Source organism: Streptomyces sp. NBC_00258 (genome assembly GCF_036182465.1).
In the GTDB taxonomy this organism is placed as follows: domain Bacteria; phylum Actinomycetota; class Actinomycetes; order Streptomycetales; family Streptomycetaceae; genus Streptomyces.
On the sequence record NZ_CP108081.1, the window covers coordinates 2,403,331 to 2,429,871 of the forward strand.

The 26,541-nt window shown below is 70.6% G+C and carries 27 protein-coding genes; 10 read left to right on the forward strand and 17 right to left on the reverse strand.

What is annotated here, in order from left to right; all coding sequences use genetic code 11:
• Positions 1–70 precede the first annotated feature (70 nt).
• From OG718_RS11060 to OG718_RS11070, 3 genes are read right to left on the reverse strand one after another with little or no spacing between them, the layout of a single operon-like run.
• Positions 71–1,006 carry an ABC transporter substrate-binding protein gene (locus OG718_RS11060; protein ID WP_328844040.1) on the reverse strand — a complete coding sequence of 312 codons (936 nt, stop codon included), beginning with the start codon at positions 1,004–1,006 and terminating at the stop codon, positions 71–73.
• 22 nt (positions 1,007–1,028) lie between these two features.
• Positions 1,029–1,694 (reverse strand): ABC transporter permease, encoded by a 666-nt coding sequence (locus OG718_RS11065; protein ID WP_328847732.1) that lies wholly within the window; start codon positions 1,692–1,694, stop codon positions 1,029–1,031.
• Positions 1,691–2,371, reverse strand: coding sequence for an ABC transporter permease (locus OG718_RS11070; protein ID WP_143634788.1), 681 nt, complete (start codon positions 2,369–2,371; stop codon positions 1,691–1,693). The genes OG718_RS11065 and OG718_RS11070 overlap by 4 nt, the downstream gene beginning before the upstream one ends.
• 138 nt (positions 2,372–2,509) lie before the next feature.
• Here OG718_RS11070 and OG718_RS11075 point away from each other — a divergent pair, with 138 nt between their 5' ends.
• Positions 2,510–3,424, forward strand: coding sequence for a lytic polysaccharide monooxygenase auxiliary activity family 9 protein (locus OG718_RS11075; RefSeq protein ID WP_328844041.1), 915 nt, complete (start codon positions 2,510–2,512; stop codon positions 3,422–3,424).
• Positions 3,425–3,485: 61 nt separating this feature from the next.
• A complete protein-coding gene (locus tag OG718_RS11080) occupies positions 3,486–4,412 on the forward strand; it encodes a squalene/phytoene synthase family protein (protein ID WP_328844042.1) in 927 nt (308 codons plus the stop codon).
• A 41-nt stretch (positions 4,413–4,453) separates the two neighbouring features.
• Here the strand turns inward: OG718_RS11080 and OG718_RS11085 are convergent, their stop codons facing one another.
• The 6 genes from OG718_RS11085 to OG718_RS11110 all read right to left on the reverse strand — a co-directional run bounded on the left by OG718_RS11085 (position 4,454) and on the right by OG718_RS11110 (position 11,590).
• Complete coding sequence (locus OG718_RS11085) at positions 4,454–5,194, reverse strand: hypothetical protein (protein ID WP_328844043.1); 741 nt, start codon at positions 5,192–5,194, stop codon at positions 4,454–4,456.
• A 74-nt stretch (positions 5,195–5,268) separates the two neighbouring features.
• Positions 5,269–7,428, reverse strand: coding sequence for an ATP-binding protein (locus OG718_RS11090; protein ID WP_328844044.1), 2,160 nt, complete (start codon positions 7,426–7,428; stop codon positions 5,269–5,271).
• A 129-nt stretch (positions 7,429–7,557) separates the two neighbouring features.
• Positions 7,558–8,631 (reverse strand): aldo/keto reductase, encoded by a 1,074-nt coding sequence (locus OG718_RS11095; RefSeq protein WP_143634779.1) that lies wholly within the window; start codon positions 8,629–8,631, stop codon positions 7,558–7,560.
• A gap of 77 nt (positions 8,632–8,708) precedes the next feature.
• Complete coding sequence (locus OG718_RS11100; protein WP_143634777.1) at positions 8,709–9,560, reverse strand: oxidoreductase; 852 nt, start codon at positions 9,558–9,560, stop codon at positions 8,709–8,711.
• A gap of 174 nt (positions 9,561–9,734) precedes the next feature.
• Positions 9,735–10,607 (reverse strand): helix-turn-helix domain-containing protein, encoded by an 873-nt coding sequence (locus OG718_RS11105; protein WP_328844045.1) that lies wholly within the window; start codon positions 10,605–10,607, stop codon positions 9,735–9,737.
• A gap of 92 nt (positions 10,608–10,699) precedes the next feature.
• Positions 10,700–11,590: a helix-turn-helix transcriptional regulator gene (locus OG718_RS11110; protein ID WP_328844046.1), complete on the reverse strand. Its 891-nt coding sequence runs from the start codon at positions 11,588–11,590 to the stop codon at positions 10,700–10,702.
• Positions 11,591–11,777: 187 nt separating this feature from the next.
• Here OG718_RS11110 and OG718_RS11115 point away from each other — a divergent pair, with 187 nt between their 5' ends.
• Both OG718_RS11115 and OG718_RS11120 read left to right on the forward strand, forming a co-directional pair.
• The gene (locus OG718_RS11115) at positions 11,778–12,596 is read left to right on the forward strand and encodes an SDR family oxidoreductase (RefSeq protein WP_328844047.1); all 819 of its coding nucleotides are present in this window, start codon (positions 11,778–11,780) and stop codon (positions 12,594–12,596) included.
• 68 nt (positions 12,597–12,664) lie between these two features.
• Positions 12,665–12,880, forward strand: a complete 216-nt coding sequence (locus OG718_RS11120) for a tautomerase family protein (RefSeq protein WP_143635128.1) — start codon at positions 12,665–12,667, stop codon at positions 12,878–12,880.
• Between the two features lie 77 nt (positions 12,881–12,957).
• On the opposite strand, the gene OG718_RS11125 is transcribed toward OG718_RS11120, so the two are convergent.
• Positions 12,958–14,745: an FAD-binding dehydrogenase gene (locus tag OG718_RS11125; protein ID WP_143634769.1), complete on the reverse strand. Its 1,788-nt coding sequence runs from the start codon at positions 14,743–14,745 to the stop codon at positions 12,958–12,960.
• A 345-nt stretch (positions 14,746–15,090) separates the two neighbouring features.
• Between OG718_RS11125 and OG718_RS11130 the strand changes: the two genes are divergently transcribed.
• On the forward strand, positions 15,091–15,483 hold the full coding sequence (locus tag OG718_RS11130) for a DUF2255 family protein (protein WP_143634767.1): 393 nt from the start codon (positions 15,091–15,093) through the stop codon (positions 15,481–15,483).
• A 36-nt stretch (positions 15,484–15,519) separates the two neighbouring features.
• Here the strand turns inward: OG718_RS11130 and OG718_RS11135 are convergent, their stop codons facing one another.
• The 4 genes from OG718_RS11135 to OG718_RS11150 form a co-directional block, all read right to left on the reverse strand.
• Entirely contained in the window at positions 15,520–16,185 is a 666-nt protein-coding gene (locus tag OG718_RS11135; RefSeq protein ID WP_143634765.1) for an SDR family NAD(P)-dependent oxidoreductase, read from the reverse strand.
• A 50-nt stretch (positions 16,186–16,235) separates the two neighbouring features.
• A complete protein-coding gene (locus tag OG718_RS11140; protein WP_328844048.1) occupies positions 16,236–16,811 on the reverse strand; it encodes an FABP family protein in 576 nt (191 codons plus the stop codon).
• Positions 16,812–17,036: 225 nt separating this feature from the next.
• The gene (locus OG718_RS11145; RefSeq protein ID WP_328844049.1) at positions 17,037–18,524 is read right to left on the reverse strand and encodes a DUF1996 domain-containing protein; all 1,488 of its coding nucleotides are present in this window, start codon (positions 18,522–18,524) and stop codon (positions 17,037–17,039) included.
• A gap of 363 nt (positions 18,525–18,887) precedes the next feature.
• A complete protein-coding gene (locus OG718_RS11150) occupies positions 18,888–19,853 on the reverse strand; it encodes a pirin family protein (RefSeq protein WP_143634759.1) in 966 nt (321 codons plus the stop codon).
• Between the two features lie 120 nt (positions 19,854–19,973).
• On the opposite strand from OG718_RS11150, the gene OG718_RS11155 reads away from it, so the two are divergent.
• The 3 genes from OG718_RS11155 (at position 19,974) to OG718_RS11165 (ending at position 21,345) form a co-directional block, all read left to right on the forward strand.
• Complete coding sequence (locus OG718_RS11155) at positions 19,974–20,456, forward strand: MarR family winged helix-turn-helix transcriptional regulator (RefSeq protein WP_328844050.1); 483 nt, start codon at positions 19,974–19,976, stop codon at positions 20,454–20,456.
• Positions 20,453–20,908: a MarR family winged helix-turn-helix transcriptional regulator gene (locus OG718_RS11160; RefSeq protein ID WP_328844051.1), complete on the forward strand. Its 456-nt coding sequence runs from the start codon at positions 20,453–20,455 to the stop codon at positions 20,906–20,908. Before OG718_RS11155 ends, OG718_RS11160 begins: the two co-directional genes overlap by 4 nt.
• 89 nt (positions 20,909–20,997) lie before the next feature.
• Positions 20,998–21,345 (forward strand): tetratricopeptide repeat protein, encoded by a 348-nt coding sequence (locus OG718_RS11165; protein WP_143634753.1) that lies wholly within the window; start codon positions 20,998–21,000, stop codon positions 21,343–21,345.
• Positions 21,346–21,388: 43 nt separating this feature from the next.
• On the opposite strand, the gene OG718_RS11170 is transcribed toward OG718_RS11165, so the two are convergent.
• The 3 genes from OG718_RS11170 to OG718_RS11180 all read right to left on the reverse strand — a co-directional run bounded on the left by OG718_RS11170 (position 21,389) and on the right by OG718_RS11180 (position 24,738).
• Positions 21,389–22,657, reverse strand: a complete 1,269-nt coding sequence (locus OG718_RS11170; protein ID WP_328844052.1) for an MFS transporter — start codon at positions 22,655–22,657, stop codon at positions 21,389–21,391.
• The gene (locus OG718_RS11175; RefSeq protein WP_143634752.1) at positions 22,654–23,211 is read right to left on the reverse strand and encodes a winged helix-turn-helix domain-containing protein; all 558 of its coding nucleotides are present in this window, start codon (positions 23,209–23,211) and stop codon (positions 22,654–22,656) included. The genes OG718_RS11170 and OG718_RS11175 overlap by 4 nt, the downstream gene beginning before the upstream one ends.
• A 129-nt stretch (positions 23,212–23,340) precedes the next feature.
• Positions 23,341–24,738 (reverse strand): PepSY-associated TM helix domain-containing protein, encoded by a 1,398-nt coding sequence (locus OG718_RS11180; protein WP_328844053.1) that lies wholly within the window; start codon positions 24,736–24,738, stop codon positions 23,341–23,343.
• Between the two features lie 175 nt (positions 24,739–24,913).
• On the opposite strand from OG718_RS11180, the gene OG718_RS11185 reads away from it, so the two are divergent.
• Complete coding sequence (locus OG718_RS11185; RefSeq protein ID WP_143634748.1) at positions 24,914–25,570, forward strand: hypothetical protein; 657 nt, start codon at positions 24,914–24,916, stop codon at positions 25,568–25,570.
• A gap of 355 nt (positions 25,571–25,925) precedes the next feature.
• Positions 25,926–26,492, forward strand: coding sequence for a sigma-70 family RNA polymerase sigma factor (locus tag OG718_RS11190; protein ID WP_143634746.1), 567 nt, complete (start codon positions 25,926–25,928; stop codon positions 26,490–26,492).
• The last annotated feature ends 49 nt before the right edge of the window (positions 26,493–26,541 follow it).

Consider the following 26,541-nt stretch of genomic DNA (forward strand, 5'->3'; position numbering starts at 1 on the left):
CCCTCGCCCGACCAGTCCGTACGCCCACCGCTCGTTGAGCCCAACGAGACCGCTGCCGAGCACAGACCCGTCACTTGAGGAGGCCCTTGTCCTTCAGGTACGTACGCGCCACGTCCTCCGGCAGACGGCGCCAGCTGTCGACCTGCTCGTTCATGGACGCCAGATCGGCAGTGGTGAGTACGTCGTTGAGCCTGTCCAGTGCCCCGGTGACGCCCTCGCTGCCCGCCCGGGAGCGGTTCACGACCGGCACGATGTAGTCGGCGTTCTGCAGATGCCTGTCGTCCGCGAGCAGGACGAGTCCGAACTCGTCGAGCGTCGCGTCCGTCGTGGTGGTGAGCACCATCTGGTCCTGGCCGTTCTGCACGGCCCGTTTCGCCTGCGTAGTTCCGACGCCCTTCGGGTCCACACCGGTGATGTCGATGCCGTATGTCTTCTTCAACCCCGGTTCGCAGTAAGGGCGTTGTACGCACTCGTCGCCCGCCGCGAGCCGTACCTCCAGGCCGGACCTCCCGAGGTCGCTCAGGGTCTTGAGGTCGTGCTGCCGTGCGTACGCCGCGGTCACCGCGAATGCGTTCTGGTCGACCGCTCTGCCAGGGTCGAGGACGGTGAGCCCGCGCGGGGCGGCGAGCTTCCGCAGCGCGGTCATGGTGGCCTTCAGGTCGGGCGAGCCGACGGCCGGCGCGTCCGCCCTGTTGGTCTTTGCGTTGAGCCAGTCGGCGAAGGTCGCCGCGTACTCGGCGACGACGTCGATCTGCCCCGACTCCAGGGCGGGTTCGTACAGTTCGCGGTTGGCGACGGTGAGCATCGACGTCTTGTAGCCGGCCCGGTTCAGCAGCAACGCGTACATGGTGGCGAGCAGATCGCTCTCGGTGAAGCCGGCCGAGCCGATGGTCAGCTGCTTGCTGTCGCCGGGTGGCGCGGTGACCTCGCCCTGGGTCTCCAGGGACGGACCGGAGGCACAGCCGGTCAGCAGGAGCAGGCCCGCGAGGGCGGCGCACCGCCTCATCGTGCGCTCCTCTCGCTCCGCCTCATCGCGCGCCCCTCTTGGGTGCCAGTCGCTCGGCCACCTCGAAGACTCCTTCGACGAGCAGCGCGAAGAGGGCCACGAGGACGGCTCCGGCGACGACCTGCGGCGTACTCGCGAGGTTGAACCCGGCCGTGATGATCCGCCCGAGACCGCCGCCGCCCGCGAGTGCGGCGATCGTGGCGGTGGCGACGAGCTGCACGGCAGCGATGCGCACTCCGTTGAGGATCATCGGCATCGCCAGCGGCACCTCGACCCGCCACAGCATCTGCCGCCCGGTCATGCCCATCCCGCGCGAGGCCCGCACGACGTCACGGTCGACCTCGCGCATCCCGACGTACGCGTTGGTGAGCAGCGGCGGCACGGCGAAAAGGACGAGCGCGACGACCGTCGGGCCCTCGCCCCACTTGCCGATGGGGGTGAGGAGCAGCAGGACGAGCACGGCGAAGGTGGGGATCGCGCGGCCGACGTTCGAGATGTTGACCGCGAGCGCACCGCCCTTGCCGAGGTGGCCGAGGACGAGGGCGACCGGCAGCGCGATCAGACAGCTGATGACGAGGCAGACCACGGTCAGCACGAGATGCTGGGTGAGCCGGTGCCAGACGCCGTCGTCGCCCGCCCAGTGCGCGGGGTCGGTGAGCCAGTCCCAGGCGTCGGCCAGTGTGTTCACGCCCGGGCCGCCCGCGTCCACGGGGTGATCAGCCACTGCACGCCGAGCAGCAGCAGATCGGCGGCGACGGCGATGACGACGCACAGCACGGACGCGGTGAGGACCTGCGCCTTGAAGAAGGTGTTCATCCCCGAGTAGATGAGGTTGCCGAGCCCTCCGAAGCCGACGATCGCGCCGACCGTGGCCAGCGACACCGCCGAGACGGTGGCGATCCGCAGCCCGGCCATGGCGGCGGGCAGGGCGAGCGGCAGCTCCACGGTGAGCAGCAGCCGGATGGGCCCGTATCCCATGCCGCGGGCCGCCTGCCGGGTCTCCTCGGGCACGGCGCGCAGTCCGGCCAGGATGTTCCGTACGAGCAGGGTCAGCGAGTACAGGACGAGGCCGGCGACGACGAGGGCCGCCGACAGCCCGTAGACCGGCAGGAGCAGCGAGAACATGGCGAGCGACGGGATCGTGTAGAGGATCGTCGTCACGGCGAGCACCGGGCCCGCGGCCCAGCCCCAGCGGCGCGCCAGCACGGCGAGTGGCACGGCGAGGGCCAGCCCGATGAGGACGGAGAGCGCCGTCAGCTGGAGGTGCTGGCCGACCGCGTCGAGGAGGATGTCGCGGCGGGTGCTGAGGTATTCGCCGCAGATCCACTCGTTGCGCGCGAGGCAGTCGTCCGGGGGCGCGGTCACGGGTCCATTCCAGCCGGGCGGGCGCCGGGGGGCGCGTGTTGATCGCCCGTACGGGGGGCGTTGAACGGGCCTCGCGTGATCCCCGTACTTCAGGGGCAGCGGGCCCGACCCGTCTGCCGTGCTAGGAGGACCCGACCCATGACCGCACACCGCACCGCCGCCCTCCTTGGGACGGCCCCGCTCCTGCTCGCGGTGTGGGCCGCCGGGCCCGCCGCCGCGCACGGCGCGCCGACGGACCCCGTGAGCCGGGTGGTGGCCTGCTCCCCCGGCGGGCAGCAGTCGCAGTCGGCGGCGTGCCGGGCGGCCGCTTCCTCCGGCATCGCGGCCTTCGACAATCTGCGCCTCGCGGGCGTCAACGGCCGGGACCGCCAGGTCGTCCCCGACGGCAAGCTGTGCAGCGGGGGCATCGCCGCCTACCGGGGCCTCGACCTGGCCCGCGCCGACTGGCCGTCGACCAGACTGACCGGCGGGGCGAACATGACACTCACCTACCGGTCGACGATTCCGCACACGGGCTCGTTCAAGCTGTTCCTGACCAAGGAGGGCTACGACCCGACGAAGCCCCTCACCTGGTCCGACCTGCCGTCGCAGCCCTTCGCCACGGCCACCGACCCGGCGCTCGTGAACGGCGCCTACCGGATCAAGGCCAAGCTGCCGTCCGACCGCACCGGACGCCATCTGCTCTACACGATCTGGCAGAACACGAGCACACCGGACACGTACTACTCGTGCTCGGACGTGGTCTTCCCCGCGGCGAAGGAGAACACGGGGGCCGGGGAAGGCGGGTCCGCGTCGAAGAAGCCCGCGGCGACACCGACGAACGCCGCGCCCACCAAGGCCGCGCCCACTCCCACACCGTCGGCGTCCCCGGCCGATGTCACCAGCGCCCCCGTGGAACCGTCGGTCGCCGTGACCGACGCGGCCGGCGAGGCGGTCTCCTCGCCCGACTCCGGCGACGACAACCAGGCCCTGGCCCTGCCCCTTGTCGCGGGCGGTGCGGCCGGCCTGCTGATCACGGCGGGCGCGGCCTTCACCCTGCGCCGCCGCCGGTGAGCAGCTCGAAAACCGTGACTGATAGCCTGCGCGTTCTTTAGTTATAAAAAGGAACCATCGCGTGGGAGCGTACGTGCGGACCTGGCGGAGTTGTCTGGAATCGGCAGGAGCGCACCAGGGCGCTCTGCGTGACGACTACATGAAGGTCGCGCGGTTCATGCAGCGGCGGGAGCCGGCCGGATTTCTGGCGGTGCGGCTGCTGGTGCCCGCCTCCCATCAGCCTCATGTGCTGGCCGGGTACGCGTTCGCGTCGTTCACCGACGACGTCTGCGACCGGGGAACGGTCCAGGAACGCACGCGGCACTACGACGCGTGGGCCGAGCAGGTGCGTACGGCACTGAGTACGGGAACCGCCGCGCATCCCCTGCTGCGGGCGTTCCTGCACACCGCGGCGGAGCGTGAACTGCCGCGCCGCTGGGTCGACTCGTACCTGGAGGGTGCGCGGATCGACCTCGACTTCTCCGGGTTCGAGACCGAGGCCGACTACCAGCGGTATGTGGAGCAGCTCACCTGGCCGTTCCTGATGATCACGTCGGGGCTGGCCCATCTCGGGGGCGGAAGCGCCGAGTTCGCCGCCTCCTGCCGCCTGTTCGCCGACGCCGCCCAGCGCACGGACATCCTCACCGACCTGTCGGAGGACCTGCGCGGCGGGCGGCTGTATCTGCCCCTCAGCGATCTGGACCGGCACGGCATCACGCGCGCCGACCTCGAGAAGGGTCGCGACCTGCCCGGAGTCCGTGCGCTGGTCGCGGCCACCGTCGAGGCTGCGCGCGCCACGCTCCACGAGGCCACCGTGCTCCTGGAGCACTGCTCCGAGGAGCACCGGCGACTGATGCGGTTCATCCTGGACCTGCACCACCAGCGACTGGCGTCGGTGACGGCCCGCGGTGCCTCGGTGGCCCGTCGTCCGGTACGGGACCGTCCGGTGGCGTGCCTTCGGCTGCTGGCCGGGCGTCCGGCACGGCGGCCGCTCCGTGCCACCGGATGACGCTGCCGACGTGAGCGGGCGCATTCATTGATCCCGCCGGGCTAGCCGCTGATGCCCGTGTACGTGGTCCTGCCCCACTGGACGGTGCTGGTGACGGACAGCCCGTACGGCATCAGGCGTTCGCTCAGCCGGAGCATGCGCGCCTGCAGGGCCCGCCGGCTCATCGGGGCGCGGGCCGTACCCAGCAGCAGACACAGGTCATGGCAGCACCACGGGCGGGCGGACGACAGCAGGACGTCGAGGAGTATCCCCTGGGACAACTGCCGGGGCCGCGTGACCTGTTGCGGCAGGGAGCGCATGTGGCGGACCCGGGGCGGAGCCGACGCGCCGAGCCAGCGCCGTTCGGCGGCCAGTCGGCCGGCGAGTTCGAGCGGCGGCATGGCGCGGGGCAGCACGTTGGCGGCTCCTGCCCGCAGCAGTTCGACGGAGTCGATGTGGCCCGGGGTCAGCACGACGACGGAGGAGAGGGCACTGAGCACCTGAACGCGCTGCGCGAGGTCGTCCGTCGCCGCCCCTTCCGGGACGTCCAGCAGACTCAGCGCATCCGGCTCCCGCAGCAGCGACCGGTAGGCCGTTCCGGAGCCCCACGGATGGAGGAGAGCAGGCAGGACCTGGTAACTGCGCAAGTTGCGCAACAGCCTTGCCGTCCCCTCGCGCCGTAAGGAGACAACGACGTCGACCGGATAGGCGGATGGCCGGCCGGTCGACGTGGAGTCGGCGGACGGGTGGGCGAGTTCCCCTGTCGACGGCGAAGAGGCCGGGTACGGATGTCGGATGGGCACGGCCCGGAATTCTCGGCGGGCCGGAATCTCGGCAACAGCCGTATTCGTGGTCAATGACTGCTCACAACTGTCCATCAACCCGGGCCCGGGCCGTCGAGTGACTGCCCGTCCCGCTGGTCCGCCGACAGGTCCCGGCCGACGGGCACCATCGGTTGTCCGCTCAGTTCATGACTCCACAGCACATCGCTTATGCGCTTCACCGCGGCCGTCAGATGCCGCCTGTAGGTGCTGAAGGACATCCCGAGGCGTCTGGCCACCGCCTCCTGGGTGGGCGCGGCCTTGCTGTAGGTGGTCGTCACGACGCGGTGTCGTTTCTCCCCGCCGCGCTCTTCGAGAACGGTGTCGATGGCGCACAGCAGGACGTCATGGAGGCTCTGGCCGTGCGCCGCGACCAGACGACTGCGACTGAGGGGGCTGGCCGCCAACTCGTTGGGCCACCACAGCGCGCGCAGGGCGTCCCGTACCGCGGTGTCGAACTCCCGCCGGGACAGCACGACGTGGTCCGTCCCTTCCCGCGCGGTTCCGTCCGAGGCCGAGGGCGCCGACTCGCCGGTGGCGTCAACGAGATGGGTGCCGGTGCCGACATCTATGCCGGCGCCGGCCAGCAGGGCTTTGTTCTTCTCCACCATCCAGGCCAGGGCGGGCCGGGTACGCCAGTCGTGGGCGAACAGACGGTATCGGTGGTCGCCGACCACGGGTCCGGCGTCGGTCGGCAGCATGTCGCTGCGTTCGAGGTAGTCGTCCCAGAAGCCGTCGTCCCGCATCACGACGAACGACCACGCGAGATCGTCGGACCGGACGATCTCCCCGATCACGCGCCACTGGATCAGGTTCATGGCGGCCGAAGGCCGCTGGTACGCCTGCGGGTTCACATGAAAACGCGCGACGGCCACGCGCTCCCCCGCTCGCAACGGCCCGGCCGTACGTACATGGGCCCAGGCGGCGGCCACCACCGGATCGACTTCCTCCCCCTCCGGCTCGGCGAGTCGCAGCCAGGCGGAGAGGGCAACGATGTCATCGGTGCCGGTCGACCGGTAGACGACGAACGCTTCGGGCTGCCTGTCCAGCCAGAACCGGGCCAGCGCTGCGGATTCGGGGCCCTCCGCCTCGTGGACCAGTTCCACCACGCGTTTCTCGTCGGCGGGAGTGCATGGGAGTTCCCGCACCAGGCCGCTGGACTGCCACTCGAAGGCCTTTGCGAGATGGCCGAGGGTCCGGTGCAGGTACACCAGCGCCTGCATCGCCGGGAGCATCTGGGCGGGGGACGCCTCCCGGACGCGGCCGAGCAGATACTCGTACATCCGCCGGCGCAGGGCGGCGAATCCGTCCGGGTCGCGCCAGCGCAGGTCGGCCGCCAGTACCTCGCGCACCACGTCGTGCGGGAAGAGCCCGGCCGCGGTGGATTCGATGAAGGGCTGGGTGCGCAGCCAGGCGAAGAGTTCGGGGGCGCGCTCGCCCATCATCGCCCGCAGGAGGGCCTCGGAGGTGACGTCGGCCTGGGCGCAGACCTCCAGCGCGGTGCGGTGCGCCGGGCTCGGCGGATCGCCCACGAGTCGCGGCAGCAGGGTCGCGATCACGTCCCGGCCGGGTGCCCAGTCGGCCGCCCGAGCCGTACCGTCCGCGTCCTGCCGCACGACGACCGCCGCGGCCAGGGACAGGGCCAGCGGATTGCCGCCGGTGAAGGACAGCAGCGCGTGGTGTGCCCCGTTCGGGACGCCGCGTACCCGCAGGAAGGTGGCGGCGTCGCCCCGGGCAAGGTTCCGCAGCGGTACGACGTGCATCAGGTCGGCCCATCCCGGGTCGGCGACCCAGCGCGGATCGGGGGCCGAGCGCCCGGCGACCACCGCGACCGTGCCCAGCGGCAGCCGCGGCAGGAAGTGCTCCCACAACCAGTGCTCCAGGCCCTGGCAGTGCTCGAAGGCATCGACCAGGAGCACCGACCCCGGCTCGCCGATCGCCTTTCCCGCGGCCTGCTCGAAGTCGTCGGGCGTTGCCGGAACCGTACGGCCGTCGACCTCGACCACCAGCCGTCCTGCCTCCCGTGCCTCCAGCGCGAACCGCCTGAGCAGCGTGGACTTGCCGATTCCGCCGGGCCCGTGCAGATACAGCACCGGCGAACCGTGGGGGTCCCCGGCCAGCGCGGACCGGAACATCGCCCGTTCCGCCGCCCGCCCGACGAACGCCCGGTCCCGCGCCGCGACCACGAGGTCGCCTAACGAGCCGCCGTCCCCCATGTCCCTGAGCCCCTCATGAACCGAACCGAATCTCTCATGACCGATCACATTACGTCGTTCGGCTCAAAGCAGTTGAAGGTTGGGACGCGCGTCGCGGGGACTTTGGTTCGCGGCCGGAGGCGGGCCGGTTCAGCCGCGAGTGGCGACCGTGGCACCGCCGAAGACCAGGCCCTTGGCGAGGGGCCGTTGCATGAACGACGCCGGGAAGATCGGCTCGGGCGAGCTGGCCGCGTCCAGCCGCTGAAGGTGCTCCTCCGCCAGGACCACATCGAGAGCGGCGATGTTCTTCTCGGCCTGGGCGAGCGTACGGGCCCCGATGACGGGCGCGGTCACCGAGGGGTGGGCGAGCGTCCAGGCGAGCGCCACCTGCGCCGGCTCGGCGTGCAGTTCGGCGGCCACCTCACGCACCACGTCGGCGATCGCGAGCGTGCGTTCCGTCAGATTGCCGGACGCTTCGATGACCCCCTTGCGGGAACCGGCCGCGGCGCCCTGCCCGTTGCCGTCGGCCAGATCGTCCCGGCCGTACTTGCCGGTCAACACGCCGCCGCCGAGCGCCGACCACGGGACCACGCCCATCCCCTTGTTCGCGGCCAGAGGCATCAGCTCGTGCTCGACCGTGCGCTGGATGAGGCTGTACTCGATCTGGAGGGCGACGAAGGGCGACCAGTTCAACAGGTCGGCCGTCGTCTGCATTTCGGCGATGCGCCAGGCCGGCGTGTTGCAGATGCCGACGTAGACGACCTTCCCGCCGGTGACGAGGTCGTCCAGTCCGCGCATGACCTCCTGGGCGGACGTGGTGAAGTCCCAGCCGTGCAGATAGAGGAGGTCGATGCGGTCCGTGTCCAACTGGCGCAGGCTGGTCTCCACCGACCGGATCATGTTGAGCCTGTGGTTGCCGCCGGAGTTGGGGTTGCCCGGCTCACGCGCCATCGTGAACTTGGTGCCGACCACGACGCGTTCGCGGCGGCCCTTGAGGAAGTGGCCCAGCAGGCGTTCCGCCGCGCCGTCGGTGTAGTTGACGGAGGTGTCGACGAAGTTGCCACCACGGTCGAGGTAGAGGTCGAAGATCCTGGCCGCTTCGTCGGGGCCGGCTCCCCAGCCCCACTCCTCACCGAAGGTCATGGTTCCCAGCGCGAGGGGCGAGACGCGCAGCCCGGAACGGCCGAGAAGGCGATAGTCGTCGAGGGACGATGTATGAGGCATGTCGGGTCTCCTGGTGTGTGGATCGAGCCAGTCGTTCGGCCTGTGCATCGAGTCGGTCGTTCGGTCTGTGGATCGGGTCAGTCGTTGTCGGGGTAGTCGGCGCTGAGCGTCACGTCGCGCCACGTGGTGAAGGTGGTCCGCAGGGCGTCGAGCCTGGCCAGCGCCACGTCGAGGGCGACCTTGCCCAGGAGCAGTCGCAGCGGCGGGTCCTCCGCGCCGACGGCGGCGATGATCGCGGCGGCGGCGCGCTCGGGGTCCCCCGGCTGGTGGCCGTACGTCTCCAAGGTGCTCCTGCGCCGGGCTCCCGCGGTCGCCGCGTAGTCCTCGATGCGGGTCGCGGACTGACGCATGGACGGGCCGGACCAGTTGGTGCGGAAGGCTCCGGGTTCGACGATGGTGACGTTGACACCCAGCGGCGCGACCTCGGCCGCGAGCGATTCGGAGAGGCCTTCGACGGCGAACTTCGTGGCGTGGTAGTAGCCGGTGGCCCCGAAGGCGGCGAGGCCGCCGAGGGACGAGATGTTGACGATGTGACCGCTGCGCCGCGCGCGCATGCCCGGCAGCACGGCCCTGGTGACGTCCACGAGACCGAAGACGTTGGTGTCGAAGAGGGCACGGATCTCGTGGTCCTCGCCCTCTTCGAGAGCGGCCAGATATCCGTATCCGGCGTTGTTGACCAGCACGTCGACGGGGCCGAGCGCCGCGGTCCCCGCCTTGACGACAGCGTCGATCCGGTCGCTGTCGGTCACGTCCAGGGCAAGTGCCACGGCCCGGTCCTCGTGACCGGAGACGATGTCCGCGACCGTTCCCGGGTCGCGGGCGGTGACCACGGCCTTCCACCCGCGGTCGAGCACGGCGGTGGCCAGGGCGCGGCCCAGACCTGTTGAGCAGCCTGTGATGAACCAGACGGGTACGGCGTTGGTTGACATGTCGACATGTTCCTTCGTGGATACCGTTGTTCGGGCACGGCGAGCAGAGCGCTCTACGGCGCGCTCGGGGAAAGGAGATATGGGGAGAGGGGAAGGCCGGGAGGTGAGGTAGGCGCTGGGCCGGGGCCGTTCAGCGACGGCAGCGGGCAGAGCGGTCCCTGGCCTCCGAAGCCGCTACCGCCTCCGGGGCCCCTGGCTCTTCTGGGCCTTCTCGGCCTTCTGGGTCTCCGTGGCGGTCAGGCTGCCCAGCAGGGAGAGCGCGTGCTCGGAGGAGCTGCCGGGTTCGGCCTGGTAGACGACCAGTTGCTGTCCTGGCGCGCTGTTGACGGTCAACGACTCGTATTCCAGGGTGAGTTCGCCGACGACGGGGTGGTGGAAACGCTTCGTCTCGTGCCTCTTCTGGCGGATGTCGTGGCGCGCCCACAACCTGCGGAAGACGGCGCTCTTGAGCGACAGTTCGCCCACCACCTCGATCAGTTGGGGATCGTCGTGGTCCGCCCCCGCCGCCTCGCGCAGCCCGGCCACCGTGTTGACGGCGACCCGGTCCCAGTCGGGATAGAAGTCCCGGGCGTCGGGGTCGAGGAAGACCAGCCGCATCAGATCCCCGCTGTAGGTGTGCCCGGCGAACAGGGCCTCGCCGAGCAGGTTGTGGGCCCGTACCTTCATGCAGCGGTCCAGGATCACGGCCGGGGTGTTCGGCCAGTTGTCCAGCATCCGCAGCAGGCCCGTGCCGAGCCGAGGCGCGCGCGTCCTCCGCCGTTCCCTGGCGGGCAACGGCCGTGCCAGCTGGTGCAGATGGGCGATCGCGTCGTCGTCCAGCGTCAGCGCACCGGCCAGGGCGTCGAGCACCTGCGCGGAGGGGTTCCGCTCACGCCCCTGTTCGAGACGTACGTAGTAGTCGGTGCTGAGCCCGGCCAGCATCGCGACCTCCTCCCGGCGCAGGCCCGGAACCCGGCGCCGGTCGCCGGCAGGCATGCCCAGGTCCTCGGGCCGCACCAGTCCGCGGCGGGCTCGGAGGAACTGTCCCAGGAGGTTGTCGCTGTCCATGACTCGACCGTAGCCCCGTGGCGACGGCACAAGGTGGCCCTGCCACTCCTAGGCTCCCGGGCCCCGCACAGGCGGCCTCTCCCTCCTGGAGGTCATCCGCCGAGCCAGGGCTGATCCGTCGGGTCCTGTGCCGTGTGCTCGCGGTCCGTCATGTCCTGGGTGCCGATGACGGACAGGAGCCGCAGTTGCTCGGCGGCCCGGCTGCCGGGCGGTGCCGTGAACCAGAGGAGGCGCTGACGGCCGTCCTCGCTGAAGAGACTGAGACATTCGACCTCGATGACGCCCAGGCCGGGGTGGACGATGCGTTTGTGGTCGTTCCTGCGCAGGCCCACGTCGTGGGTGTCCCACAACTCGGTGAACTCCGTACTGCGTCGGCGCAGTTCGCGGATCATCCGGGTCACCTCGGCATCGCGGCCCCGTCGGGCGGCGACCACCTGGAGGTCCGCCACGAAGGCCCGGGACTGGCGGGGATGGTCCGGGGCCGGGTAGATGGAGCGTGCCGCGGGGTCGGTGAACCAGCGGTGGACGAAGCTGGCCGCCGGTCCGCGGACGGCCGGCGGGCGGCCGATCAGGGCGGCGGCCGCCTCGTTCTGGACGAGCGTCTCGTGGAGGTCGGTGATGACCTGCGCGGGCGTACCGGTGAGCTGGTCGAGGAGCCGGAGCAGGGCCGGCTGGACGTGGGCGGCGGGGCCGTGCGCGGCCGGGGGTACTCGTCGGTCCGCGAGGTGGTAGAGGTGGTCGCGCTCATCGCCGGCCAGCCGCAGAGCGCGGGCGAGAGCGGTCAGCGTCTGCTCCGAGGGCTGGGCGCCGCGCCCCTGCTCCAGTTCGGTGTAGTAGTCCGCGGACAGGCCGGCCAGCTGGGCGACCTCCTCCCGGCGCAGCCCCGGAACGCGCCGCCGGGGACCGACCGGCAGCCCCACGTCACCCGGCTTCACACGGTCGCGCCGGGACCTCAGGAATGCCGCCAGTTCGGGAAAGGTCACCCCGCCATCCTCACTCGCGCGCGTGTCCGGAGCCAGGGGATGCCAACCCCAGGGTGGAGACAGCCCTGGTTAACGCGGGAAGGGCCGCCGATGGTGGATCTCAGGGGCGCCGCGCAGAGAAGTCTCGGAGCAGCGCTCACCGACATCGCAGACACCGCGGATACCGCAGCGAGGAGCCATCAGCATCATGTCCATTCCGAATCCGGCGGGGACGAATCCCGCGGAGACGAGTCCCGGGGAAAACGTGCAGAACCCGGAGGTGCCGGGTGCGCCCGCCCACCCCCGCGTAGCCGTCGTCACGGGCGGCTCACGCGGCATAGGCCGCCGGACCGTGGCCCGTCTGGCATCCGACGGATTCGCGGTCGTGGCCGGCTACTCGGGCAACGCGGACCTCGCCGAAGCCGCGGTCAAGGAGGTCACCGCCACCGGCGGCCGGGCCATCGCCGTACGCGGGGACGTCGCCGACGAGAACGAGATGTCCGCGCTGTTCGACCTGGCCGAGTCCACGTACGGCGGTGTCGACGTGGTCGTCCACGCGGCGGGCCGGGCCCACAATGCGGCCGTCGTCGACCTGGACCTGGCGGATCTGGACGCGCTGCACCGGACCAACATCCGCGGCACGTTCGTCGTCGCCCAGCAGGCCGCCCGAAGGATCCGGCCGGGCGGCACGATCATCACCTTCTCGACGTCCGTCGTCGGTCTCGCGTTTCCCACGTACGGGGCCTACAGCGCGAGCAAGGGAGCGGTGGAAGCGCTGACGATGGTCCTCGCCCGCGAGCTGCGCGGCCGGGATGTGACGGTGAACGCCGTCGCCCCCGGTCCCACCGCGACCGATCTGTTCCTCGACGGCAAGGACGAGGAGACCATCGCCAAACTGGCCGCGCAGCCTCCGCTGGAACGCCTCGGCACCCCTGCCGACATCGCCGAGACGGTCGCGTTCCTCGTCTCCCCGGCCGGTCACTGGATCAACGGACAGGTCGTCCGGGCCAACGGCGGCATCGTCTGACGGCCGCCCCTCCCGCCACCCCCGGTAGCAGTCAGCCACCACCGGAAATCACAGGAATGAGTACGAACATGCCGTTCGCGAACTTCAAGGTGCCCGCCGACACCCTCACCGAGAAGCAGAAGGAGCAGATCATCGCCCGCACCACCGAGCTCTACGTCGAGATCTACGGCGAACGCGCCCGCGCCACCACCCTCGTACTGGTCGAGGAGGTCACCGACGGCGGGTGGGGAATCGGCGGCGACGTACTGACGCTCGCGAAGCTTCGGGCGCCGGCGCGGGACTGATCTCCGCGCCGGCACCATCTCGGCGCGCATCGGCACCGCGTCGGGATCAGGACGCGGTCGCCGTCAGAACACCGTCGTCAGGACGCGGTCGCGGCTGCCGCGGCTCGTCCCACCGTACGGCCGGAGAAGAGGCAACCGCCGAGGAACGTGCCCTCCAGGGAGCGGTATCCGTGGACGCCGCCTCCGCCGAATCCCGACACCTCACCGGCCGCGTACAGACCGGGTACGGCTTCTCCGGCCGCGTTCAGCACGCGGCCGGAGAGGTCGGTCTGGAGGCCGCCGAGGCTCTTGCGGGTGAGGATGTTGAGGCGCACGGCGATCAGTGGCCCGGCACTGCTGTCCATGATCTTGTGGGCGGCTGCCGTGCGGCTGAGGGTGTCCCCGGGGTAGGAGAGGGCGTTGCGGATGCCCATGACCTGGGCGTCCTTGCTGTAGGGGTTGTCCATCTCCCGGTCGCGTGCGTCGATCTGCCGCTTGAGGTCGTTCAGGTCGATCAGGCCGTCCCCGGTCAGTTTGTTCATGCCGCGGACGAGTTCGGACAGTGTCGTGGCGACGACGAAGTCCACGCCGTTCTTCTTGAACTTCTCGATCGGCTCCGGGGTCTGCCAGATGCGCGAGAGGAGCTTCCAGATGTTCTTCTCGGTGAGGTCCGGGTTCTGCTCGGAGCCGGAGAGCGCGAACTCCTTGGCGATGATCTTCTGGGTGGTCACGAACCAGGAGTAGTCGTACCCGGTGTCAGTGATCGACTTGAGCGTGTGGAGGGTGTCGTAGCCGGGCATGTCGGGTGCGCCGAAGCGTTTGCCGGTGGCGTCGAACCACATGGACGACGGGCCCGGCAGGATGCGGATGCCATGGCCCGGCCAGATCGGGTCGTAGTTCCTGAGGCCCTCGGTGTAGTGCCACATGCGGTCCGGGTTGACGATCCGGCCGCCCGCCTTCTCGGTGATCGCGAGCATGCGGCCGTCGACATGGGCCGGCACGCCGGTGATCATGGTCTTGGGCGGGGTGCCGAGCCGGGCCGGCCAGTTCTGGCGTACGAGATCGTGGTTGGCGCCGATGCCGCCGGAGGTGACGATCACGACCGGGGCGCGCAGCTCGAACTCGCCCACGACCGTGCGGGAGCTGGGCTTTCCGCGGGCGGCGCTGCTCGGTTCCAGGATTGCGCCGCGTACGCCGGTGACGGCGCCGCCCGTGGTCACGAGCCCGTCGACGCGGTGCCGGAACTTGAAGGTCACCTTGTTGTCCTCGACCGCGGCCCGCACCTTCTTCTCGAACGGCTCGACGACCGCCGGTCCCGTGCCCCAGGTGACGTGGAAGCGGGGCACCGAGTTGCCGTGGCCGTCCGCGAGACCGCCGCCCCGCTCGGCCCAGCCGACGATCGGGAACCACTGCACCCCGAGGCCCGCGAGCCAGGAGCGCTTCTCACCCGAGGCGAAGTCGACGTACGCCTCGGCCCACTTGTGGGCCCAGTGGTCCTGGCCCTTCGGATCGGTGATGCCGCGGTCGAAGCCGGCCGTGCCCAGCCAGTCCTGCCAGGCCAGCTCCTGGGTGTCCTTGATGCCCATGAGTCTCTGCTCGTCGGAGTTGACGAGGAACAGACCGCCGAAGGACCAGAACGCCTGTCCGCCGAGGTTCGTCTCCGGTTCCTGGTCCAGGAGCAGCACCTTGCGGCCCGCCGCGGCAAGCTCCGCGGTGGCGACCAGCCCGGCGAGCCCGCCGCCGACGACGATCGCGTCCGCGTCCGACGACGAGGCGGCGAAGGCGGATCCCGCCGACTGGGCCAGGGCGGCACCAGCGAGCGTGCCGCCCGCCACCGTCAGGGCACGGCGGCGCGTGATGGCAGCCGTGACTGCTGAATTCTCCATGGGGGTGCCTTCCGGAGGAGGTGCGGAGGGGGCGGGAGACGCCAAAGATGCCGCTGGGACGGCAAGGTGTTACCGACGGTAGCCCAAGTGATCGCACGCGCGCCAGAGTGGTGCGGCGTGAACTCCTCCTGGAGTCATGGACGTTGGCCGCACCCGACCGTCCTCCTCCGCCATCGAGCGCCCGCCTCGCCCGGCGACCAGGGCGAACAGTGGCTCGCCCGCGGCATCCGCGTCGCCCGCCGGCACGCCGTCAGCCCATTGAGCGCCGTGCTGTTGCCGGTGCCGATCGTGGCGGTGAGTCTGGTTCCGAAGCCGGCACACCGGTAGCGACAAGGAGACCCGTCCATGACGACTTGGCCGAATGACGAACTCGCCCGGATCGAGAACGCCGAGGAGTTGCGCGTCGTCTCCCTGCGGCGCGACGGATCGCCGGGCAGCTGGCGGACCATCTGGGTCGTCCGCGTCGGCGACGACATCTGTGTACGGTCCGTCAACGGGCCGACGGCCGCCTGGTACCGGGGCACGCGGGCCCGTCTGCAGGGCCGTATCCAGGCCGGTGGCGTGGACAAGGACGTGACCTTCGTCGACGCCGATCCCGCTCTCAACGACTCGGTCGACGCCGCCTACCGCGCCAAGTACGGCCACTACGCCGCGAACATCATCAAGGCCATCACCGGCCCCGAGGCGAACTCCACCACGATGCGGCTCGTCCCCCGCCCGGCGGAGTCCGCCGCCTAAGCCGCGGAGTCCATCGCCCGGGTCACCGGCCGACCGTCACGAGTCGAGGTCGTCGGCGAAGTGCCGGAACCCGTGCCGCTCCTGGTGGATCCCCCACAAGGTGTCCGCGAGCACGGCGGGGTCCTTCCTGTGGTGTCCGGCGATGATCGCGCCGGGGACGATCAGCTGCGCGACATGGATGCCCTCCCCGCCGAGCGCGTCGTGCAGCAGATGGCCGTACGCGCTCTCCGCGGCGAAGGCGATCGACGTACCGGCGCGGTCGGGATGGGGGACGACCGCGGTGCCGCCGTTGACGAAGAGGACGGTGCCGCGGCCCAGGGCGCGCATACCGGGGAGCACCTGCTGTACGGCGACGACGGGCCCGTAGACGGAGAACTCGACCGGGCCGGTGAGGTCGGCGTGGGTGGTTTCCAGGACCGGCAGCATGAAGTCCCGCTGCGGGACCGGGCTGTACTGCAGGACCTCGACCGGGCCCAGAGTCGCGTTCGCCGCGTCGAGGGCGGCGGCGAGGGCCTTCGGGTCCCGTACGTCGGCGGCGAAGCCGCGGGCCGTGACGCCCTCGCGGGACAGTTCGGCGGCGAGGGCGTTCGTCCGTTCGTGGTCGCGGGCGATGAGCGCGACGTCGAAGCCCTCGCGCCCGAAGCGCCGCGCGACGGCCGCTCCCAGTCCGGGTCCGGCTCCGACGATGGCGATGCTGGTCATGCTCTTCCTCGATCCTCGGGGTCGGTTCGGCGTGAAGGCGTCGCCCCTGCTCAACGCCCCGTGAACCGCCGGCCGGAGCCGTCCTTGGCCTCGCGTCGCAGCAGCGCCGAGAGATGGTGCTGCAGGGGCTGGCCGACAGCCTCCAGGTCGTGGTCGAACCTGAGCGTGTCGTCGTCGGTCAGTGTGTAGCGGCGCCGGGTGGCGTCGACCTTCTTGGCGGTGGGGGCGAGAGCCACCTCGTGGGTGGAGAGGTCGACCGTCTTGTCGGCCGCACGGCCGACCATGATCTCGGCAACACCGGTGGGCTGGGTGATCAGTGCCTCCACCCGGCCGTCGGGCTGCAGCCGCCACCAGCCGCTCTCCCGGGCCGACGGACGCAGCGGAGCGCCGTCGGCGTCGAGCAGCCAGGCCCTGGCCTCGTAACGCAGGAAGGGGCGGCCGTCATGACTGAAGGTCACCTCCTGCGCGTACGTGAAGTCTCCGGTGAGCGTCGGGTACTCGCCCTGGCCCCGGCCGCGCCAGCAGCCCAGGAGGCCGAGCACGGGTTCGAGCAGTGCGTGCGGCGCCGGCGCCTCGTCCGGCTGATGGCCGTCGGGGTACGGGTGCTCAGGTGCGGGGTCGAACACGGTGTGCGCTCCTGGGGTGGGTGCCGGTTCCGGTTCCGACCGGAAGCCTAGGCCGTCGGCCCGCCCGGTGACGCGCACGGGAGGCCGTGCCGTGCCATGGCCACGCTGCCCTGAGAGCGCCGGGGTGCGCGCGAAGGCACCGGGGTGGGCGCGAACGCGGGGAGGTGGGCGCCGTTCGCACGACGCCCACCTCTACCTACCGCTGACTAGACCCGCTCTTCGGACTCAGCTGCACCTGCGTCCGGAGTTGATGCACTGGACCATCTTGTTCTGCACCTTCGTGTCGAACACGTTGATGAAGTCACCGTGGTCCGTGATCGGCTTGTGCGCCTGCTCGGGGAACCCGTCCAGGGAGAAGAACGGACGGGTCTTCCCGTTGTCCTTCAGGCTGGGCGCGTCCACGTCGTACACCAGACGCTGAACCAGCTGCGGAATGGCCTTGAAGCCGCTCGGGCAGTTGCCCTTGGCGTCGGCGAAGGCCACGTGCGTACGGTGGTTGGCGCTGTCGATGTTGGTGCCGTCCCAGCAGCTCTGGAACTTGAAGGTGCGCACCACGTCCCGGCCCGACGGGCAGAGGGGGTACTTGTCCTTCAGCTGCACCTTGTTCTCGAAGCCCGTGCAGCTCCAGGAGGCGTTGGCGTTGCCCGGGCCGTTCGTGAACGCCTTGGCGTCACCGGTGATGATGCGCAGGAGCTGAGGCATCGCCACGACCTTGCCGCGCGGGCTGCCCACGAAGTCCAGCGTGGCCTGCTTGGCCGTCAGGATCCGGCCGGTGTTGCCTTCGGCCCCGCCGCCCAGCTGGTCGGCGTCGAACTCCTTGGTGCCGTCCTGCAGGCGCAGCACCGGCCAGTAGTAGGACGACTTGTCGCCCTTGTTCTTGCAGCTGGTATTGGCCTTGAGGAAGTCCTGGTCGCTGGTGAAGGCGTCGTTGTCCTGGCTGCCGACGTAGTCGTGCACGTGGTGGGCGCCGTTGGTGACACCGGGCGCGACGATGACGTTGTCGCTGTTGTACAGCTTGTTGGCGTTCACCCCGCACTTGGTGACGAAGGTGCCCTTGGACGCCTTCGACGACTTGCGCGGCGAACTCACGTTGGGCTTGACCTTGGTGATGTCCACGAAGTCGGCGGCGACGGGCCCGTTGCCCGCCGCGGGCTGGCCGGCGGCCGGCTGACCCGAGGGCTGACCCGAAGCCGGCTGCCCGGAGGCGGGCTGCCCGGAGGGCTGACCCGCGGCGGGCTGATTGCCGGTGGAGCGCAACGTGCAGGGCGCCAGCGCCTCAAGGCCCTGCGGCTTGGTGCCCACACGGCCGATGGCGATGACGATCCGGTCGATCGTCGCCTTCCGCTTGTCCTTCAGCGGATTCACGATCGCGTTCTGCGCGAAGTTGGCGTCCTGCTGAATCGCCCGCTGCGAGGTGGAGAGGCGCTGATAGGCCTCGGACACCTGCTTGTCGAGCAGGGCAAGCTCCCTGTCGACCTGGGTTCGGGCCTTGGCGGGCACCGCCTTCAACTGCTGGCCGACGTCGGGGCAGTCGATCGTGGAGGATCCGGCCGCCAACGCCTGGTTCTGGGCCGTGCCCTTCGCTGCGCCGGTTTCGTCGGCAGAGGCGTAGATGTTGGCCGCGACGAGTCCGCCGGCCCCCATGGCCAGTGCCGCCGCAGCGCCAACCACCCGAACGGTGGTCTTCGACTTCTTTCGCGTGTTGCGTCTCATCAGGCCTCTCTGAACATCCTCGGAACCGGCGGGACTTCCGGTGTGGGCGAAGCTCTCCTTTGATACGGATGTGGTCACAGGATGTTCACTGAATTCTCAGATTCATAGTTTCCTCCACCCGCAATCCGGGCATAGGAGTCCGACTCGGGCGCAGGGACGCCCACTTTCTCCGCGAGGGGTCCACGACCTTCACGCGCGCGCCGCCCGCGAAGGCGGGGCGCCGCCCGGCAGAAAACGGGCGGAAAGCACAGTCAGAAAACAGAAGCAGAAAACAGAAGGGGCGCGACGGCCCGTCCGGTGCACCAGACACCGCACAGAAGCCGACGCGCCCCGAGAGAGCGGCCGCCGCGTCACAACTCCACGTCAGCGCACCCTTCCACGCGGCTTCAGCGGCACGGGCGGAAGTTCGGGAGCGGGCAGCGGGGCGCCGCCGTACCCCACCACCTCACCGAACCGGGAGCCCGTCATCCAGTCCGCACGGGCCTGGGTGATCTCTTCCTGGGAGCGGCCGATGAAGTTCCACCACATGATCAGCTCCTCCTCGAACGGCTCACCCCCGAGGAGCATGAGGCCCGCGTCCGACTCGGCGCGCAGGGGGAGTTCGGAGCGGCCGCAGCCGAGGTAGAGCATGGAACCGGGCAGCAGCGGTACGCCGTCCACGTGGGCCTCGCCGGACATGGACAGCACGGCGTACTCGAAGTCCGGCTCCAACGGGAGACGTACGTCGGCGCCCTGAGCCAGGGCCAGGTCGGCGCCGACGATCGGGGTGTACGTCGTGCCGGGCGAGGCGGCCCCGTCGACACTGCCGAGGATGAGCGTGGCCTCGATGCCGGGTGCGGTGACGACGGGCAGTTCGGCGTGGTGCTCGAACAGCGGCTCGGTGTGGCGGTCACGGTCGGGGAGCGCGACCCACAGCTGTGCGCCGTGCAGGAAGCGGGCGTGCGACTTGGGGCTCTCCTCCGAGTGACTGATGGCCCGTCCGGACGTCATCAGGCCCAGCTCGCGCGGCCGGACGGTCTGGAGGCTGCCGGTGGAGTCGCGGTGCAGGACCTCGCCGTCGTGGAGCCAGCTGACGGTCTGCAGGCCCATGTGCGGATGGGGCGGAACCTGCATGCCGGGCTCGTCGGCGATGTCGTCGGGGCCGTAGTGATCGACGAAGCACCAGGCGCCCACCATGCGCCGGCCCAGGTTGGGCAGCAGACGGCGGACTTCGCTGGACTCGCCGAGCTTGACCCGGCGGGGGCTGAGGAGTTCGCGCACCGGCTCCGCCACCACGAAACCCCGGCCGCCGCACAGAGCGGGAACTGCCTCGCGATCAAGATTGCTCATGGCCCACAACCTAGCCCCGTGGGGGACCCTCCGTCAGTCCATCCACCCGCCGATCGGCGGTCACAGCGCACGCGCCGTAAATACTAGCCATGTACATAGTAGCCATGTACTGTATCTCTCGTGAGTACGAACCCCGAGGGCGCGACGCCCGGCTTCCTGGTCTGGCGTCTTTCCATGAAATGGCGGGTCGCCGTGGACCGGGCGGTGGCGCCGCTCGGCCTGACCCACGCGCAGTATTCGCTGGTGGCGTCGCTGCACGGCATGCACCGGAGCGGACTGCGCCCCAGCCAGCGGCAACTCGCCGACCACACAGGGCTCGAACCGCTGTACGTGTCCAAGCTCGCCCGCGCCCTGGAGGCCGCCGGCCTCGTCGAGCGCACGCGGGACCCCGCCGATCCCCGCGCGGTGCAGCTGACGCTCACCGATCAGGGTCGCGAGGTCACCCGCCGCGCGGTCAGGATCGTGCACGGTCTGCTGGAACAACTGCTGACGCCGCTCGGAGGCCTCGACGGCCCACGCACGAAGACCTTCAGCCGCGAGCTGGCGACCCTGCTGGACGTACCACTCGATCCACCGACCGAGAACGAGACGGAGCAGTCATGACCACCACCGCACCCACCACACCCACCGTCAACGGCCGCGTCATCGCCCTGGCCCACTACGCGGCACGTGCCGTCCTGGAGCGCGTTCTGACGCGTACGGGCAACACGTTCCACCAGTCGGTGACCCTCAGGGTCGTCGCCGCCGAGGACGGCCCCGTCGAGCGCGACAAGCTGGTGGCCGACGTGATGGGCTCGCTGAAGATCGACGAGTCGGCGGTGCGGACCACCATCGACGAACTGGTGGCAGCGAAGCTGGTCGAGGAAGTCCCGTCGGACGGTTCCCGGCTGCACTTCACGGCGGCCGGCCGGGAACTGTACGAGCGGATCACCGCAGAGACCAGCGAGATATCCGCCCGGATCTACGCGGACATTCCCGCGGAGGACCTGGCGACGGCAGGCCGCGTACTGACACTCGTCACCGAGCGGGCGAACGCCGAACTGGCCCGCGCGTAAAAGCCATCGTCGACCACGGCTGAGCCCTCACCAAGGTCGTGGAATATTCAACGAAACGCGGTCGTTCTGCCCGTCGAAGGAGGTCGGAAGTGGACACGACGTACTACGACCACGGAACCCCCGCGGAGCGCTGGGAGCGCGCCCGGATGTTCTTCGACGCCAAGGAATACGCCGCCTCGGCGCGCATCCTCGACGGCCTGGTCGAGGAGGTGCCGGAGCAGGTGGGCCCGCGACTGCTGCTGGCCCGCGCGTACTACCACTCGGCCCAACTGGGCCGCGCGGAAACCCAGTTGAGGCTGCTCGTCGAGCGCGACCCCGTGGAGCACTACGCCCGCCTGATGCTCGGCCGCACACTCCAACGCCAGGGCCGAACCACCGAGGCCGAACCCCACATACGCCTCGCCTCGGCCCTCGCGGGCGAGTTCGAGTCCTTGTGAGTACTCGGGAGGACCTTGGGAGGACCGGGACGTTCGGGAGCGCCTAGAGACTCGCGCCGCGCAGCGGCCGGCTGAGGGCGGTCGCGGCCGCGAGGAGGCAGACCGCGCCGCACCCGGTGAAGAAGGCCGCCGTACCCCAGAGTGCGGCGGCCAGGCCGGTGAGCGGGAAGAGCAGAGGGCTGAGCCCCAGGGTGCCGAGGGTCGTCACGGAGGTGACGCGCCCGAGGTACCGGGGCTCGGCCTCTTTCTGCAGCAGCGCGTTGCCCAGAACCATCGCGACACCGCTGACGCCACCGAGAATCCCGCTGAGCACGACGGCTGTTCCTGGTGTGGTGGCCCTGCCCAGCACCGTGACCAGACCGGCGGTGGCGGCGAGCGAGACCGCCAGAACGGTTCCGGCGCGTGGTACCCGGCCGACTGCGGCCATCGCCAGGGCGCTGACGGCTCCGCCGACGCTGAACGCGGCGAGAATCCAGCCGAGTGCGGCGGCGTCCCACTTCCGTTCATCGGCGAGAAGGACGAGTCCGGCCGCGAGCGGGCCGCTGAAGCACATCTCACCGAGAGCGATGACCCAGACGAGGCGGCGCAGCCGCCGGTGCCCGCGCAGATAGCGGATGCCGTCGCGCAGATCGGCCGACAGGCGCCGGGGCGGAATGGATTCGACGGAACTGTGCCGAGGCGGCGCGGGCTCGACATCCCCCTCCACCGACGCCGTGGCGACCGGCGTCGCGACGACCGGTGTCATGCGCACCGCCGACAGCAGCCCCAACGACACCCCGAACAGCACCCCCACCACGGCGAACGCGCCCGTCGCCCCCGCCACGACCAGGGCGAAGGAGCCGGCCAACGGCCCCACCGCGTTGCTGAACCGCACCGCCAGGACCCGCATGCCCTGTACGCGGGCCAGCTGCCCATGGTCCGTGAGTCTCGGTGGCAGGGCGCCCACCGCCGGCATGAACACGGCGTCGACCACGCCGAAGAGCACTGACAGGGCGTACAACAGCCATAGTTGAGGGCCGCCGGCCCAGGTCGCAGTGGCGGCACCGAGCAGCACGCCGCACCGTACGAGGTCGCTGCCGATCAGGACGCGGCGCGGGCCGAAGCGGTCGGCGAGCACACCGCCGCCCAGCATGAGGACGGCACGGGGTATCGCCCCGACGGCCAGGACGACACCTACCTGTGCGGGACCAGCGACCCGGGCAGTGGCCCAGGACAGGGCCATGAAATAGGCGACGTCGCCGGTGACCGACGTGGTGTAGGCGCCCAGCCAGCGCAGGACGTTGGGATCACGGAAGGCGGGTTTCGCGGTCACGTCTCTTCGGCGAGCAGCGGGAACATCTGCAGCTGAACGGCCACCCGCTCGGCCCCCTCGGTCGGCTCCCCCGTCCGGTACCGCTCGATCACTCCCGCCAACTCCCGCTTCATCGCGTCGAGTTCGCCGGTCGTCAGGTGCAGCGTCTGACTCATGAACATGCTGACCCCGAACCACTCGTCGGGCAGGACGGGTACGACCTCGCCGGCCACCCTGCGCAACGTCTCGCCGTCGGCCAGGGCCAGAGCCTGCACGTACGCACGGCTCTCGGTGGCGTCCGGTGACGTGGACGGGTCGTGCATCGAGATCCGGTGCCGCGCACGCCACCACCGGTCCCGCCGCGTTCCCCGCTCCGTGTCCTCCTCGATGAGTCCGCCCGCCGCCAGACGCCGGAGGTGGTAGCTGGCCGCGCCGGAGTCCAGTTCGAAGTGGGTGGCCAACTGCCGCACGGTCGCCGGGCCTTGCCGGCGCAGGCGGTTCAGCAGTGCGAGCCGCATGGGGTGCGCCAGTACACGCAGTGCGGCCGTGTCGAGGGTGATGTCGTCGTCCGCCATGGGGCGCAGCGTAGAACGCGAAGAACTCTTCCGGAAGAGTTCTTCGCGAACATCTCTTCGCGATCACCTGGTTGGGGTCGGCCGAGTCCCCGCCCGAAGGGACCCGGCCGTGCGGGCAACGGCGGGCCGCTACTTGGCCGTCGCGTACGTCCGTTTGCCGCGGCGGTGGGCGATCTCGCCCAGCACGATGTCGACGGCTATGAAGGCGGCCAGGGGGATGCCGAGGAGGGGGACGAAGTAGCCGAGGACGGCTATCGCCGCCATCAGGGGGACCAGGATGTACGGGGGGACCTGCTGCCATGCGCCGCGTGGGATGGGGCGGCCGAAGGCGGAGGCTCGGCCTCGTTGCCACCACATGCGGTAGCCCCACAGGATCAGCAGGATCAGGCTGAGGGCGAGGGCCATCAGCACGAGCTGGTTGCCGATGCCGAACAGGACTCCGGTGTGCGCGTCGATTCCCCAGCGGCTCAGCTTCGCGAGGATCGGGTAGTCGGCGAAGCGGACCGTGTCGGTGACCTCGCCGTTCGAGGGATCGACGGCGACCGCGTCCTGCTTGGTGGGCCAGCTGCGCTGGACCTGCCTCACCACGTACCCGGACTCCGCGTCGGCGGGCGGGACGATCTCCACCGGGTCGCCCAGGCCCTCCGCCCGCGCGGACGCCAGCACCTTGTCGAGGCCGACGCCGTGCTCGACGTCTCCCTCTGCCGAGGCGGAGCCGTGGCCGGAGTGCTCGCCGCCCGCGGCCGCCGACACCGCGGGGGTGGCCTGGTGGAGCTGGGTGCGCAGTTCGTCGATGTGCGCGCCGGCGTACGTCGACCAGGTCAGTCCCGTCGCCGCGAGGAAGAAGAACCCGAGGGCTGCCCAGACGCCGACCGTGCCGTGCAGACCGAGTGTGCGGCGGCGGCCGCTGGTGCCGCGTATTTTCCGCTGCGTACGGCGGCGGCTGAACCACAGCACCAGACCGCCGCCCGCTATCACCCACAGCCAGCTTGCGGCGAGTTCGCTGTAGAGCCGCCCGTCCTGCCCGAGTTGCAGGTTGGCGTGGAACTCGTCGATCCAGGTGCGCAGCGGCAGGGCGCCGGTGGATCCGTACTGTTCGAGCGAGCCGCGCACCTTGGCGGTGTACGGGTCGACGAACACCGCGAGGGTGTGCGTCTCTTCGATGCCGGGGACGCCCGACAGCATCACCCTGGTGGTCTCGTCGTCCTTCGGCGAGGGGCGTACGGCTGAGACCGTGCCCTCCGGGTGCGCCTTGCGGGCGGCGGTGACCTGCTCGGATATCGGCAGCTTCTCGTCGCCGACGGGGACGGTCATCTCATGCGAGTACAGGATCTTCTCGGCCTGGAACGAGGCCGCGTACAGGAATCCGGTCGTGGCGGCGACCAACAGGAACGGGGCGACGAGCACTCCGGCGTAGAAGTGCAGCCGCAGGACCAGGGGGCGCAGCGGCGACCAGAGGCCGCGTTTCGGGGCGGGGGCGACGGCTTGCGGGGACTCGTCCGTCTCGGTCGTGGGAGCGGTGGTCATCGGCGGGCTTCTCCGGTGGGGCAGGGGACGACGGGCCGTGCTCGGCCGTTGCGGTGCAGTAGTCGGTGGGCGGGGGCGTCCAGTTCCCGGAGGTTCGCGTGGCGTGAGTCACATCGTGAGGCGCAAATCGGGGCTCCGGTCATCCGGGCGGCCCTGTACTGGCACGATGCTCGCCATGACCTCCGGGATCGCCTTCCGCCTCGCGCGTGCCGCCGTGTTCGCGGCCGTGTGCGTGGTGACGGCGGCCCTGGGGCACGCGCTGATGTCCGGGGCGGGCCTGCCGTGGTGGGCCGTCGGGTACGCGTTCGCCGCGACGACGGCCGCCGCGTGGTGGCTCACCGGGCGGGAGCGCGGCGCAGGGCTGGTGACCGGGGCCACGGTCGTGGCACAGCTCGGGCTGCACCAGCTGTTCGGACTTGCCCAGAGCGTGCGTTCGTCGGACGCCTTCATGCCCTCGACGTCCATGGACGCGGGCCATACGCACTACCCGATGAGCCCCGATCCGGCGGACACCCTGCTCATGGGCGGTGACGTCGGCATGTTCGCGGCCCACCTGCTCGCCGCGCTCGTCTGCGGTGTGTGGCTGTGGCACGGCGAGGAGGCCGCGTTCCGCACGGCGCGGGCGATCGCGTACCGGACCGGCCGTCTGCTCGGCACCGCGCTCTTCGAGCCGCTGCGGCGGGCGTTGCAGGCGTTGCGGGTGTCGGCGGCCATCCGGCCTGCCGGGCCCGTACGGACCCCCGTGTTCGCCCCGGTGCGTCGGCTGCGCGGAGTTCTGCTGGAGTACGCGGTCGCGCGGAGAGGGCCGCCGGTCGCACCGGCCGCCCGCTGACCGACCGTCCCACGACCGGTGACGGCCGGATCCGCGGCGTACGTGCCTGCCGTCGGCGGACGGCTCGCGTGCCCGGCGACCAGGTTCCGGTTCCCCTCATGGGCCGGTCCCGGTCCTTCCCGTAGGTGCCGGTCCCGGTCCTCGTAGACCGAATCCTGGTCCTTGTCGTACTGCGCCCAGGCGTCGTACGAAGCCACGCGCGCGTGCCGTTGCCGTAGGCCCACGCGCGCGTGCGATGGCCCTTTGGTCCACGCGAGGCCCACGCGCGCGTGCCTCACGCGCACACCTCCGGGTCGCGCGGGCCGTACGCCGCTCTCCTCACTCCGCGCTTCCCTTCACCGAAGGACCACTTGCGATGGCTTCTGCCCTGCTTCAGGCACACGACGACGAACGGATCACCGGCTGGGCGCTGGCCGCCGGGGCCGGCGACCCCGACGCGGTCGAGCGGTTCGTGCGGGCCACCCACCGGGACGTATGGCGTTTCGTGGCCCACCTCAGCGGCGATGTGCACGGCGCCGACGACCTCACCCAGGAAACGTTCCTCCGCGCGCTGACCGCCCTCCCGGGCTTCTCCGCCCGCTCCAGCGCCCGCAGTTGGCTGCTGTCGATCGCCCGCCGCACGGTGGCCGACCGTTTCCGCACGGCGGCGGCCCGGCCGCGTATGTCCGACACCGGCGACTGGCAGACGGCCGCCGAGCGCGCACAGCCGCGCGGGCTGCCCGGCTTCGACGAGGGCGTGGCCCTCCTCGACCTCCTGGAAACCCTGGACGCCCCACGGCGCGAGGCGTTCGTCCTGACCCAGCTGGCGGGCCTGCCGTACGCGGACGCCGCATCGGCCGTGGGCTGCCCGGTCGGGACCGTACGGTCGCGGGTCGCGCGCGCCAGGGAGAGCGTGACGGCGTTGCTGGAGGCCGCTGGATAGGAATGGGACAGGAATCGGGGAGGGAGTCCGGGGAGGGAACCATGGAGCA

What these genes read in the sequence shown, in the direction of transcription:
- OG718_RS11190 (WP_143634746.1), top strand. Translation starts at nt 25,926, where the DNA reads ATGGCTTCTGCCCTGCTTCAGGCACACGACGACGAACGGATCACCGGC.
- OG718_RS11120 (WP_143635128.1), top strand. Translation starts at nt 12,665, where the DNA reads ATGCCGTTCGCGAACTTCAAGGTGCCCGCCGACACCCTCACCGAGAAG.
- OG718_RS11135 (WP_143634765.1), bottom strand. Translation starts at nt 16,185, where the DNA reads ATGACCAGCATCGCCATCGTCGGAGCCGGACCCGGACTGGGAGCGGCC.
- OG718_RS11060 (WP_328844040.1), bottom strand. Translation starts at nt 1,006, where the DNA reads ATGAGGCGGTGCGCCGCCCTCGCGGGCCTGCTCCTGCTGACCGGCTGT.
- OG718_RS11175 (WP_143634752.1), bottom strand. Translation starts at nt 23,211, where the DNA reads ATGGCGGACGACGACATCACCCTCGACACGGCCGCACTGCGTGTACTG.
- OG718_RS11125 (WP_143634769.1), bottom strand. Translation starts at nt 14,745, where the DNA reads ATGGAGAATTCAGCAGTCACGGCTGCCATCACGCGCCGCCGTGCCCTG.
- OG718_RS11105 (WP_328844045.1), bottom strand. Translation starts at nt 10,607, where the DNA reads ATGGACAGCGACAACCTCCTGGGACAGTTCCTCCGAGCCCGCCGCGGA.
- OG718_RS11160 (WP_328844051.1), top strand. Translation starts at nt 20,453, where the DNA reads ATGACCACCACCGCACCCACCACACCCACCGTCAACGGCCGCGTCATC.
- OG718_RS11145 (WP_328844049.1), bottom strand. Translation starts at nt 18,524, where the DNA reads ATGAGACGCAACACGCGAAAGAAGTCGAAGACCACCGTTCGGGTGGTT.
- OG718_RS11150 (WP_143634759.1), bottom strand. Translation starts at nt 19,853, where the DNA reads ATGAGCAATCTTGATCGCGAGGCAGTTCCCGCTCTGTGCGGCGGCCGG.
- OG718_RS11180 (WP_328844053.1), bottom strand. Translation starts at nt 24,738, where the DNA reads ATGACCACCGCTCCCACGACCGAGACGGACGAGTCCCCGCAAGCCGTC.
- OG718_RS11130 (WP_143634767.1), top strand. Translation starts at nt 15,091, where the DNA reads ATGACGACTTGGCCGAATGACGAACTCGCCCGGATCGAGAACGCCGAG.
- OG718_RS11095 (WP_143634779.1), bottom strand. Translation starts at nt 8,631, where the DNA reads ATGCCTCATACATCGTCCCTCGACGACTATCGCCTTCTCGGCCGTTCC.
- OG718_RS11115 (WP_328844047.1), top strand. Translation starts at nt 11,778, where the DNA reads ATGTCCATTCCGAATCCGGCGGGGACGAATCCCGCGGAGACGAGTCCC.
- OG718_RS11185 (WP_143634748.1), top strand. Translation starts at nt 24,914, where the DNA reads ATGACCTCCGGGATCGCCTTCCGCCTCGCGCGTGCCGCCGTGTTCGCG.
- OG718_RS11100 (WP_143634777.1), bottom strand. Translation starts at nt 9,560, where the DNA reads ATGTCAACCAACGCCGTACCCGTCTGGTTCATCACAGGCTGCTCAACA.
- OG718_RS11090 (WP_328844044.1), bottom strand. Translation starts at nt 7,428, where the DNA reads ATGGGGGACGGCGGCTCGTTAGGCGACCTCGTGGTCGCGGCGCGGGAC.
- OG718_RS11075 (WP_328844041.1), top strand. Translation starts at nt 2,510, where the DNA reads ATGACCGCACACCGCACCGCCGCCCTCCTTGGGACGGCCCCGCTCCTG.